The organism is Ruegeria sp. HKCCE4148 (assembly GCF_017872495.1).
Lineage (GTDB): Bacteria > Pseudomonadota > Alphaproteobacteria > Rhodobacterales > Rhodobacteraceae > Ruegeria.
The window spans coordinates 957157-969298 of sequence record NZ_JAEDOS010000001.1 but is presented as its reverse complement, the minus strand read 5'-3'; the positions used below and the strand labels follow the sequence as shown (position 1 = coordinate 969298).

General features: G+C 56.1%; 10 protein-coding genes. 2 read left to right on the top strand and 8 right to left on the bottom strand.

What is annotated here, in order from left to right; all coding sequences use genetic code 11:
• Positions 1-221: 221 nt before the first annotated feature.
• The 3 genes from I9187_RS04725 to I9187_RS04715 form a co-directional block, all read right to left on the bottom strand.
• A complete protein-coding gene (locus I9187_RS04725) occupies positions 222-833 on the bottom strand; it encodes a glutathione S-transferase family protein (protein ID WP_170485374.1) in 612 nt (203 codons plus the stop codon).
• Between the two features lie 70 nt (positions 834-903).
• Positions 904-1884: a haloalkane dehalogenase gene (locus I9187_RS04720; RefSeq protein WP_170485371.1), complete on the bottom strand. Its 981-nt coding sequence runs from the start codon at positions 1882-1884 to the stop codon at positions 904-906.
• Positions 1885-1959: 75 nt separating this feature from the next.
• Positions 1960-2274 carry a hypothetical protein gene (locus I9187_RS04715; RefSeq protein ID WP_209509597.1) on the bottom strand — a complete coding sequence of 105 codons (315 nt, stop codon included), beginning with the start codon at positions 2272-2274 and terminating at the stop codon, positions 1960-1962.
• Positions 2275-2428: 154 nt separating this feature from the next.
• On the opposite strand from I9187_RS04715, the gene I9187_RS04710 reads away from it, so the two are divergent.
• Entirely contained in the window at positions 2429-3349 is a 921-nt protein-coding gene (locus tag I9187_RS04710; protein ID WP_209509596.1) for a LysR family transcriptional regulator, read from the top strand.
• A 426-nt stretch (positions 3350-3775) separates the two neighbouring features.
• Here I9187_RS04710 and I9187_RS04705 read toward each other — a convergent pair whose 3' ends face one another.
• The gene (locus tag I9187_RS04705; RefSeq protein ID WP_209509595.1) at positions 3776-5338 is read right to left on the bottom strand and encodes an arylsulfatase; all 1563 of its coding nucleotides are present in this window, start codon (positions 5336-5338) and stop codon (positions 3776-3778) included.
• A 143-nt stretch (positions 5339-5481) separates the two neighbouring features.
• Here I9187_RS04705 and I9187_RS04700 point away from each other — a divergent pair, with 143 nt between their 5' ends.
• Positions 5482-6489 carry a helix-turn-helix transcriptional regulator gene (locus tag I9187_RS04700; RefSeq protein ID WP_209940076.1) on the top strand — a complete coding sequence of 336 codons (1008 nt, stop codon included), beginning with the start codon at positions 5482-5484 and terminating at the stop codon, positions 6487-6489.
• 716 nt (positions 6490-7205) lie between these two features.
• On the opposite strand, the gene I9187_RS04695 is transcribed toward I9187_RS04700, so the two are convergent.
• The 4 genes from I9187_RS04695 to I9187_RS04680 form a co-directional block, all read right to left on the bottom strand.
• Positions 7206-8384, bottom strand: coding sequence for an acyl-CoA dehydrogenase family protein (locus I9187_RS04695; protein ID WP_209509593.1), 1179 nt, complete (start codon positions 8382-8384; stop codon positions 7206-7208).
• Positions 8385-8578: 194 nt separating this feature from the next.
• The gene (locus tag I9187_RS04690; protein WP_209509592.1) at positions 8579-9598 is read right to left on the bottom strand and encodes an AraC family transcriptional regulator; all 1020 of its coding nucleotides are present in this window, start codon (positions 9596-9598) and stop codon (positions 8579-8581) included.
• Between the two features lie 128 nt (positions 9599-9726).
• Positions 9727-10911 (bottom strand): acetyl-CoA C-acyltransferase, encoded by a 1185-nt coding sequence (locus I9187_RS04685; RefSeq protein WP_209509591.1) that lies wholly within the window; start codon positions 10909-10911, stop codon positions 9727-9729.
• Complete coding sequence (locus I9187_RS04680) at positions 10908-12134, bottom strand: 3-hydroxyacyl-CoA dehydrogenase (protein WP_245223133.1); 1227 nt, start codon at positions 12132-12134, stop codon at positions 10908-10910. The genes I9187_RS04685 and I9187_RS04680 overlap by 4 nt, the downstream gene beginning before the upstream one ends.
• Positions 12135-12142: the final 8 nt, after the last annotated feature.

Here is a 12142-nt window from a genome sequence, read left to right as displayed (position 1 = left end):
TCTTGGTCCGCATCTGTGAGGATGTAAAGCTCGCAATGAAGGTCCGCTTCCGGGCTGCGACCGGTTATCAGAAAGCGATGAGCATAAGGCGGCTTTGTCCCGCACACCGCAACTTGGCCCATCGCGCGAGGAAGGTCCGGATAGAGCCCGTTTTGACAAATGCCGCAGGTCGCATGAATGTCCGTTGTGCGCCCTGCGGTTTTTGGCTTGGGTTAGGTCGCCTAAGTGATTTCTCCGGCAAAGGCCCTGCTCACGCCGGGAACACCCAAAACGCGTTGCTTCAAGGCAGCAAGCGCAGGGAAAATTTGTGTGATCTTACCGTCGATCTTGGCCTCCCAGTGCAGTGTCGACGCCACGTATAAATCGGCCAGGCTCATTGTATCACCCGCGAGAAAATCCTGATCCCGAAGGGCCGCGTCCAGTAAGGCATAATTATCCATCAAATCAGTCTCAGCCAGCTTGGAAACCGCTGCAAGATCGCCTTCGCCCGCAATACGCTGCGGAAAGAACAGCCTGATCCAAATCGGATGAATCGTTGCGTAGCAGAAGAACAACCATTTCAACGCTTCACGCCCTTCATAAGTAGAAAGCTCCGGCATCAAGCCTGCCTCAGGGTTCTTTGCTGCGAGCCATAGGTTGATGGCTCCGCCTTCGAAGGCAGGCCCGCCGTCGTCCAAAAGTGCTGGCACTTTTCCAAGCGGGTTGGCTTCTTCAAACGCCTCTGACTTGTTGCCGAGATCGACGACTTCGAGCTCAAATGGGGTTTGCGTGATTGTAAGTGCCGCGTGAACCGCTGAAGAGCAGCTGGCAGGCAAATGGAAAAACTTGGTCATTTCAGTCTCATGTGTGGGTTTGTGTCGTGGCGGATGGAGAGCAGAAAAGAGGGCCCACTCTCCATAGCACTTAGTTGCGGCGCATCCAGTCCGCGATGGCGCGGCCAATCGCGATTGGCTGATCTTCCTGGATGAAGTGCAGGCCCTGACCGATAAACACTGTCTCCAGATCACCGATCAGGTTGCTGTAGAAAGGAACGGCTTGTGGCGGCACCAGAACGCCCGGCTCCGCGTAGGTCAGCAAGACAGGCATATCCGTTTCGCCCATGAAGGATTGAATGTCGGCCATCAGCTGAACATTCTCCGTTGGTTCTCCCCCAATCGGAACTTCGCGCGGCCACATCCAGGTTGGAAGACGGCTTTCGACAGCTGCATAGGGTGCGCCATAGGCCTGCATTGCCTGCTCGCCCAGGGTGCGGTTGACCATCATGGGTAAGATGCCTTCCACGAAGAAATTGCCCTCCATGACCATCTCGTATCCCTGTTCTTCATCCTGAAGTGCGCGGAACATGCCGCCCATCTCTTCGCCCATGGCTTCATAGCTGGGCTGCGGCATCGCGGGTGGAAGAACGCCTTCCATAAAGGCCAATCTGACTACGAGATCGGGATTGCGCCGGGCAAAATCCCACGCCAGTGCGGCACCCCAGTCATGCCCGACGAGCGTAATATCTGTAAGGCCCATCTCGGCAACAAATGCGTCGAGAAACCGGGCGTGATCCGCGAAGGAATAGTCGATGTCCGGTTTGCCAGATGACCCCATACCGATAAGATCCACTGCGATTGCGCGATGCGTTTCGGCCACATGTGGCATGACATTGCGCCAAAGATAACTTGAGGTCGGGTTTCCATGCACAAACAGGACCGGATCCCCGGAACCTGTCTCGATATATGACATCGAAGAAGACAGAACATCGACACTCTGTGGAGCGAGCGTCAGTTCCTCCGACACTGCAGGGATCGGCAGTTTTGCGCCTTCGGACATCGCAGCAACTGGCATCGAGGCGAGCGCCATCGTTCCGGCCAAAGCCAGAATACTTGACTTGAGTTTCATGGTATTTCCTTGAAGGTAGTTGGTTTCTTCCGGACAAGGACTGCTTGCTCGTCCGGTTTCAGGGCGCCTGATAGCTCAGGCGTGCTTCGTGGTCAGAATGATCGACGCGCTCTCTAGGTCGAATATCGAGTCGCGCAGTGCAACATGCGACTGATACTCGGCGTCGCCAGCCATGCCCTGCATCGAGGATTCGGGATCGTCGGTCTCGAACAAGTTGACGAGGTCAGCCTGTTGCGTCCCTCGCAGCGACTTGAGCGCCCGAAGTGGGGCATCAACGCGCCGCAGTCCGTTGCGTTCCATCGCGGGGCGGACTTTCTCAAAATACTCCAGCGCGTCTTCGATGGTTTTGCCTTCCCTGAAGGGAAGAATGTCAACAAGAATAAATGCCATTTCGGTTCTCCTAAGTGCTTCTTTTCTCACCCCAGGCACGGCCTCACAGACGGCGTTTGGGGCATGATCTCGGGCTGAGTTGCTCGAACAGGGCAAAGCTAGTAGTCTCACTACCGGTACGCAATTTCCTGAGAAGAGACACCTTGGTGCAAAAATGAGACAGATGGATTGGAGCGACTTGAGGCTTTTTCTGCTGTTTGTGCGAAGTGGCTCTACTCGGGCTGCTGGCGCGGCTCTCGGGATCAGCCATTCGACCGTCGCGCGCCGGTTGGAGGCGATGAGCACGTTAGCGGGTGCACCACTTTATCAGCGACAAGGTAGCAAAATCGAGCTTTCTCAAACTGGACAGGAAGTGCTTTCGACAGCTGCAACCATTGAGGATGAGATCGCCAACTTGGATCGCCGCACTTTCGGGCAGAGCCGCGAGATTTCCGGACCGCTCACCCTGTCGATGGGGGATGTTCTGGCGGTCAAACCGATGCTGGAGATTCTGGACGAATTCAGGCAAAGTCATCCTGGTATCGATCTGCGGGTGATAACGAGCGCATCGCTGTCCGACCTGGACAGACGTGATGCCGACCTTGCATTGCGGTTCGGACAAAGCCCGGACGACCACCTCGTTGGTCGCAAACTGACTGAAACCGCCCGCGCGGTTTATCTTTCCAGGGCACTTGCTCAGAAAATTCGAAACGGCAAGCCATTTGAGGACGTGGGTTGGATAAGCTTTAGTCCCAGTGGCTCTTCAGAGTCCTGGAAGAAAAGCACCCCCTTCCCAAACCATCCTACAGTCATGCGGATAAGTGACATGCGAACGCAGCAGTTTGCCTGTCGCGCGGGCATTGGTCTGGTTCTTTTGCCTTGTGTCCTTTGCGACCAGGACCCCGAGTTGGTGAGGATAACAGACCCCGAATTCGTTCCACGCCAGGATCTTTGGCTGTTGCGCCACGCGGAACTTCGCGACAATGCCCGTGTGCGCGTTCTGAGTGATCATTTGGTACGCTCTCTTCCGCAGCTGATCGGTGTATACAGGGGTGAGAGTGCAGTGACGATAGAGCTGCCAAAACAGACTGGCTGAAATCGTCTTTCAAGCTGAGTGAACCCCCGCCGCCATTTTGAACCGCCTCTTCGAAACTATTCTGCTCTGCTTAGCGACGGCAATTGTTGTAAAGGCCACGAAACTTTGCTGCTCTTCTCTTGCTCGCGGGTGACGCCAAGTTCCTGAAGCCGTCGTTCGAGCAGAATAGTTCAACGGTAGCTTTGTCCGCACTGTGGTCCTTGCCACGTTTTCAGCCAACGTCCGCTGTCTAGAGAAGCGGTCGTTCGTTTATAGGTCCCGACCCTAGCCACGCCGCAGAAATTTAAGCGGCCGTTTAGTCACGCTGCAGCTAGATTTGCAACGCCCACTGCGGCTTTGCGAATAGAACTGCCGGTTGCTTTGGATCCAAACAAAGCGACCGCAAGATGCGGTCACTCTTAGAAATTTGTTCAAAGACTAATTGCTTCAGCCGCCCTGGTTCCTTTGCAAGCTCTCCAGCACTTGGTCGATCGAGAAACTCGCAGGCTTTTGTCGGGGCGGATAATTCTCGAATGTTGACAAGAATTGCGCAACAAACGCCTGAGCAGGGACCAAGAGATAGGTCCGGTCGAGCCGCCATCTTGAGTACCCGATTGACTCGTGCTCCGCCCGTTCGAACGGATCGGTGTAAAGGTCGATGATCTTTGGTAGCCGCAGGAACGTCAGGGGCTCCTGCCAGACGTCAAACCCATGAGCGCGCTGTTCCGCAAAGACGACCTTCCAGCGATTATAGCGGAGGTTCATCAGGTCGCCACCGTCCGAGAAGTACAGGAACTCTCGCCGTGGACCTTCTTCCGCCTCACCCCGGAAGTAGGGCATGAAGTCATACCCGTCCAGGTGCACCGGCTCGTTGTCCTCGCCAAAAGGCGCCTCGGTCAGCATACGTTCTTTCATGTCTCCATCGCCGAGCGCCGACATCAGCGTTGGGAACCAGTCGAGGTGGCTGATGATCTGGTTAGATTTTCGACCCGGCTCGATCACGCCGGGCCACTTGACCAGCAACGGAATGCGGAATCCACCCTCCCAGTTGTCGTTCTTTTCTCCCCGGAACGGCGTTGTGCCGCCATCTGGCCACGAGAAGACTTCGGCGCCGTTATCGGTGGAATACATCACAACGGTGTTGTCGGCGATGCCAAGCTCGTCGAGCTTATCCAGCATTTGCCCGACCATGCCGTCATGCTCCACCATTCCGTCCGGATAGACGCCGAGGCCGGTAACGCCCTCACTTTCCTCCTTGAGACGTGTATGGATGTGCATCCGCGTGGTGTTGTACCAGAGAAAGAATGGCTTATCCTGATCTACCGCGCGATCGATAAAGTCCAACGCCCCGGCGGTGACCTCTTCATCGATGGTCTCCATGCGCGTCTTCGTCAGTGGACCTGTATCTTCGATCTGCCCGTCAGCGGTTGATCGGATAACGCCGCGCGGACCGAAGTTCTCGCGAAACTCAGGGTTCTGAGGATAGTCGACGTTCTCTGGCTCTTCCTCAGCATTGAGGTGGTAAAGGTTGCCGAAGAACTCGTTGAAACCATGGTTGGTTGGAAGGTGTTCATCCCTGTCACCGAGGTGGTTCTTGCCGTATTGCGCGGTCATATAGCCTTTCGACTTCATGTACTCGGCAATCGTCGGGTCCTTCTCGGACATACCTTCGGGCGCACCCGGCAGACCGACTTTGAGCAGGCCGGTTCTGAAGCCGGATTGCCCCGTGATAAAGGAGGCCCGCCCCGCAGTACAGGACTGTTCGCCATAAGAATGCGTAAACAGCATCCCTTCGTTGGCGATCCGGTCGATGTTGGGCGTCTGATATCCCATCATGCCCTGATTGTAGGCACTGATGTTCCAATATCCGACGTCGTCGCCCCAGATGATCAGGACGTTTGGAGGAGCGTCCTGAGCTACGACAGCTGTAGCGGAGACTGTCAAGCCAATTCCAATAATCACTCCGGACAACGGTCGGCGAGCGAATTGTAATAATTCGGGCAATCTCATTTGTGTCCTCCCAAAACGTAAATCCTGGTTTAGTTTGACAGGTTAGCCGTGATTGCGCTTAGCTTTTCCGGCCAAGAGACGGAGGTGTTTACGCCTGCTCTTACCTAGGGCGGAGTTCTTTTTGGGCTGTTGAGAGAGAAGACATGGCGAACCTGAACCTCGTTATCGCGCAGGCTATCAAACCGGCCATCAGTGCATCAGATTTGTCACTGTACACCTTGGAACGTATCGCTGACCACGCCGGGCTGCCACCAAGTATCGTTGAGAACCCAGCGGGTATTGTGCCGCTGCATGCGGTCGAGTTTTTTCTTGCCCTTCTCCAGCAAAAGGTAGGCGAACAAAGCTTTTTGTTCAGAAGTCTCGAGCTTGACCCAGAAGAAAACAGGCAGACGCATTCAGTCGTTGGCATCCCGCTTCCCTGCGGCTTAACGAATTTCGAAGGGCTGAATCACCTGACCGAGAAGTTCAACAGTTTTATATCAGGAGCACGCTTTTTCTGTCATAGGCAGGGCGATCGTTTTTGGATTATGCGAACCACGGCCGCGACGGATTGGTCGGATGAATGGCCCACGCTTCAATACAATCTGGCTATAATGCAACTCGCAACCCGGCGCGTACTCGGCTGCAGCGTGCTCCCAGTCGCGCTGGCCCTACCCATGTTTCCAGAAAAGGTCGAGTTGCATGACGAGCTTCGCCACATTCCTGTGGTCCAATCAAAAGATCACTTTGGTATTGCTTTCGATCTTATAGGTATCGTTGACCGAAACTTCACGCTTTCCCCAACCAGCAGGACCGTTCTCGATGAAGAACCGCTTCCGATTGACTCCAATCTGAGGCAATCAATTATTAGTTGCATTTCGACATTTTTGACGTTGTCGACAACGGACAGTCTATCCGACCGAGTAGCCAAAGCCTTCGGCATCAGTACGCGAACATATCGGCGCATCTTGGCTGAGCATGGAACGAGTCATGCTCGTCTCCTGTCGGATGCTCGTCTAAACCTCGCGACAAAACTGCTTTTGCAAGACAACTGCAGTATCACCGAAACTGCATTGGAACTGGGTTACGGATACCCCGGTGATTTCACCAGATTCTTCAAAAAGCGAATGGGAGTTACTCCGGCCGAATTTCGTCAAATATATTTCAAATAAGCGTTTAAACAGACTAATTCCTATGACTGTGCAACCGCTTTAGTGGCTGCAAGACAGTTACCGAACGTCGCGAAAAGTTTTTTGCGTCTACGAATTTATTCGCCTTATCATTTCGATAACGGGCTTGAAGCCACGAACGACCGGCTCCGTTTACTGTGCTGTCAGCCGCTTTCAACGACCGCTTCCGGATAATCGCGTTGCAATGCTGCGACAGGCTTCGAAAGTAAGCGGTCGCATTGAGGCCAATTTCGCTGCATTAGCTTCGGGCGGGTTTGTCACGCACCGCGTGAGTTCAGCCAGTCTCTGATTTTGCGCTTGCAGCGAACGGCAGGTTCGACGGGCCGCGCCGCAGCATCGGTTACCATAGCTCAATGGCCGGTTTGGGCCGTAAAGGCCCAGAACAACGAACCCGATGCCGCAGCCGCAGGGGTTTTCTGCGCAAACAAAAGCTGCGCCTGCACGGGTCCGTTTAGTCCGCGTATGCGACCTTCGCGGCAGCTTTATTGAACGGCAGCTTTCTCTACGTGAGGACGGGGATCATTTCCTTATGTCGTCCAGGAATTCCAGAACGCGCGCATAGTCTCCACTGACCTCGCGCGCTTGCACCAAGGTCTGCAATAGAGAAACCGGCCAAATTTGCGCGGCCGGTCTTTCGATTTTACCGATTTCTGAGGAGATTTTCAGGTCGGCTCTGCTTCTCCGGCGGGTTGGAATGTTCAGCCGGTCTCACCGAATCCTTTCGGGACTGGCAGATCAGGCAAGGTCGCCGCACGTTTCTGCAGGGCCCGCCCGATGACCACGCGGCTGATTTCGGTTGTCCCGTCCACGATCCGCAGCATTTGTGCAAGGCGGGACAAACGGTCCAGACCATATGGCTGCAACAGCCCCATGCCGCCCAGCACTTGCGTGCAGGTGTTCGCAGCCTTAAATGCGGCATCTGGCACAAACCGTTTGGCATGAGCGGCCATCAGTGGGCCCTCGGGCGTGCCCAGGGATTCCGCCGCCTTGCGATAAAGCAGCCTGGAGGCTTCAAGATCTGTTGCAACCTCGCCCAGCATCCACTGGATCCCGTCCAGATCGAGGTTCCTGCCGCCAAACATCTTGCGGTTCCTGGAATAGGACAGCGCCGTATCCAGGGCAGCCTGCATCAATCCACAGCATCCTGACGCGATTGAGACGCGGGCGATGTCGATCGCCATGAGTGAACCTTGCAGGCCCTGACCAATGGGCAGGATGATGTTGTCTTCGCTCACCACGACCTTGTCCATATACATCTCGGCCAGAGGCAGGAAGTTGTAGGACGGTGTGTCGTAGAGCGGGCCAAAGCTGAGGCCCGGCGCGTCGGCGGGAATAGCGATCATCGCCATATCCCTGTGGCCGGGTGCGTCACTGGTTTTGACCACGGTGAAATAGATATCGGCCTCGGTCGCCAGGCTGACCCATGCCTTCGCGCCACTGATCGTCCAGGTGCCGTCGCCATTGATCGTGGCGCGGCTGTACATGTTCATCGGGTCCGATCCCGATTGCGGTTCGGTCAGCGCAAAGTTCGCCAGTTTGCGCCCCGAAGTCAGGTCGCGCGCCCATTTTTCTTTGAAGGTATCGGTGCCGTATCCGCAGCCCGCGAAGGTGCAGATATTGTGCATCGACAAGGCAAAGGCATAAGCGCCATCGCCCAGCCCCAGTTGTTCATAGACCTGAATGCCCTCTGCCAGCGGCAAGCCCTGACCGCCAAACTCTTCGGGGGCGTAGAGGCCCGTCAGGCCGGCGGCCCCGGCTTTGTCGGACGCATCACGGGGCCATGTCTTGGCGGTGTTCCAGGCGTCCACATTGGGCAGGACCACCTGCTCGGCGTGGTCGCGTGCGGCCTGGAGTATGGTGGCGAGTTTGTCTGACATTGGTGGATCCTTTCAAGGACGATTATTCTCATTTGACGCCACAAACCCGCAGCCATGAATGGCCGGATTGATGAGCTATCAAGGCGAAACTTCAGCTGAGAATGCTTTTCTGCCGCAAGATTTAGCGAGTCAGCCCGCTAAGCTCTATCTCGTGCGCTGACAGATCATTGTCCAAAAGTGACAAAACAGGCGCTTTACGTCTGCATCCTGCGATAAGAGCTGGGGGTGCTGCCGGTCCAGCGTTGAAAGGCCCGGTGAAAATTGGCAGCCGAGGAGAATCCGACATCATGTGCGATGGCCTCGACGCTTTTGCGTCCCGCCTGCAAATCGCGGATCGCAATGTCGCGGCGCAGGGCATCCTTGATCGCCTGAAACGATGTGCCATCCGCCTGCAACCTGCGGATCAGGGTGCGCGGGGTCATGTGCATTGCGGATGCTGTCTGGGTCAGGGTCGCCGCGTCCCATCCCGTTTGACCCAGATAGGTGCGCACCCGAAGCGATTGGGTGTGCTCGCGCGAAGAGGTGAAGATCCAGTCCCGGGGCGCGTTTTGCAAAAACCGGTCAAGGTCAGCGGTGCTGCGCGTCTGCACGGGACCCAGTGCATTCGGATCGAACGAGATTGCGGTGGCGGGCTGGCCAAACCGCAGCGGTGCAGGAAAGATGATCGCGTAATCCTGATCAAAGTCCGGGCGGTCAAACGCGAAACCGACAGCCTTAACCGGAACCTCATGCCCTGCCAGCCAAGACATGAGCCCGTGGGCAAGTTTGAGGATCAGCATATGCCCAAACCGCTGAAGCGGCACGTCGCCTTGTGGTTTCAGGGTGAGCACCAATGCGCTTTCAGTATCATCCAGGTCAAACTGATAGTCATCCAGCAGCAAATTCCAGAAGGTCGAAAACCGGTAGAGCGCCGATGCAAGAGACGTGGCTTCCCTGACAGTGGTCAGAAGATGTTGTAGGGCCCTCGGCCGGACGGGTCTGCTCCAAAGCCCCATCATCTCATCACCGATCTCAACTGCGGCAAGTTGATAGAGGCAAACGATCTGATCCAGCGTGACGCGACCATTCGGCGAGCGCGTATCCGCGTTCAGACCGGACCGGCTAAGCAGCGACGCCATCTGCGCCTCTGGGCACAGGGCACGCAGCGCCGCCAGCCAGTCATCGACAAACTGGCTGGAAACCGTGGAAAGGATCGTTGGCGTGACATTGGTCATAACGCCTCAGGAGGTATCACCAATTCCGGTCGACATGAAACGCAGGCTTGCAGATGGCGGCCTTCGCAGATGACAGAATGTCAATGTCTCAACCAGATAACGCTCTGCTTGAACTCATTTCAGTGGGGTCAGGCGACTTCGAACAACGCTGCGGCCCCCATGCCTCCGCCAACACACATGGAGGTCACCACGTATTTTACGCCACGACGCCTCCCCTCAAGCAGAGCGTGCCCGACTTGTCTCGCACCTGTCATGCCGTAGGGGTGGCCAATCGATATCGCACCGCCGTTCACGTTGTAGATTTCGGGATCAATCCCAAGGTGGTCGCGGCAATAGAGAACCTGGCAGGCAAAGGCTTCGTTAAGCTCCCAAAGGCCGATGTCTTCGATGCGAAGACCTGCATTCTTAAGCAGCTTTGGAATGGCATAGATCGGGCCGACCCCCATCTCTTCCGGTGCGTTTCCTGCAACAGCCATGCCGCGATAGATACCTAGCGGTGTGAGACCCTGTTGCTCAGCCATTTTGCCTTCCATGAGCACACAAGCCGAGGCCCCGTCAGAAAGCTGGCTTGCGTTTCCGGCAGTGATCAGTCCTCCTTCGACAACCGGGTTCAGCTGGCCAAGTGTTTCGGCCGTCGTACCCGGCCTGTTGCCTTCGTCTTTTGACAAGGTCACTTCTTCCAGGGTTTCCTCTCCGGTTTCGCGATTCTTGCCCCGCTTTATCGCAGTGATCGGGACAATCTCGTCATCAAAGGCGCCAGCAGCCTGAGCCCGGGCCGTCCGACCTTGGGAAAGTGCAGCATATTCATCCTGGGCGTCACGACTGATCCCATATACCTGCGCCACATTTTCCGCCGTCATCAGCATCGGCATATAGGCATGTTCAGATTGGGCGATAACGTTTGGATCTTTCTCATCGCCCGCCCATTTCAGATAGGCATTCTGCAGGATGGAAATATTTTCCTGCCCGCCTGCCACGGAGACATTCTGACCATCCACAATGACCTGCTTTGCGGCCGTCGCAATGGCCATCAATCCCGATGAACATTGCCTGTCGATCGTCTGTCCTGCCACCGTATTGGGAAGGCCCGCCGCCAGCGCCGACAAACGCGCGACATTCATGCCTGCGGTTCCCGCCGTAAGGACCGATCCGATGACGACATCTTCGATCGAACCGGGGTCCACGCCTGCACGTTCAACAGCGTGTTGAATGGCGTGCCCCATCATGGTAGGGGATTTGATGTTGTTCAGCGAACCTTTGAAGGCAACCCCAATAGGGGTTCGTGCGGTTGAGACGATAACGGCTTCTCTCATGATTTTTCCTTTTTGGCATCAAAATGCGCGGCAAGTGTTACGCCCGAGGTTGCGAGTTCTTCCAGCAAAGGCGCAGGCGTGAACCACATCTCACCATAGGCACCAAGCGACTGCCGATAGTGGTTCATGCGTTCCAGAATCTGGCTTAATCCAAACTCGTCGGCATAGTGCATTGGGCCGCCGCGCCAGTTCGGAAAGCCATAGCCGTTGGTCCAGATCAGGTCGCAATCACCCGGGCGCGTCGCAATGCCCTCTTCAAGGATCAAGAAGCCCTCGTTGATCAGGGGGAACAGACAACGCTCAAGGATTTCCTGATCGTCGATTTCCCTGCGCTTCACGCCATGCAAGTCTGCCAATTGGGCACTGATTTGAACAATCTCAGGGTCTTCGACCCGCGTCCGCCCCTCGTAGACATAGCTTCCTCGCCCGGTTTTCTGACCCAGTCGGCCTAGTTTAAACAACCTGTCCTGCACAGCCTGGTATGTCGGGTCATGCGCGATTTCACTACGCCGCTCCTGACGCACGCGGGCGCCCACATCGACTCCCGCCAGATCTGCCATCGCATGAATGCCCATGGCCATGCCGAAGCCTTCAAGGACGTCATCCACCTGTTTCGGCGTCGCCCCCTCTAGAAGCAGACGGGATCCTTCGCGGAAGTATGGCTCCAGCATCCGGTTTCCAACAAAGCCGTAGCACACGCCAACCGTGACAGGGAGCTTTCGGATCTTCTTTGCGACCGTGATTGCCGTTGCAATGACATCGGGAGCGGTCTTGGCGCCGCGCACCACCTCCAGCAAGCGCATGACATTGGCCGGGCTGAAGAAATGGAGACCAATCACATCCTCCGGGCGGGATGTGACTGCGGCGATTTCATCAACATCCAATGTCGATGTGTTTGAGGCCAGTATCGCGCCAGGTTTTGCGTGTCGGTCCAGGGCTTCAAAAATCTGGCGTTTGACATCCATGCTTTCAAACGCCGCTTCAATGATCAGGTCGGCCTCTGCAAGGTCGCCGTAGCTGAGTGTCCCGGTGGCGTTGGCGGAGATTGCCTCTGCCCGATCCGCACTGAGCCGCCCTTTTTGAGCCGCACGCTGGAAATGCTCCCGGACCTTTTCCAGCCCCTGTTCGAGCGCACCTTGCGTGGTTTCCAGAAACGTGACCGGATACCCCGCCTGCAGAAAGGCGATGGCAATGCCGCGCCCCATTGTTCCGGCACCGATCATAGCCACCG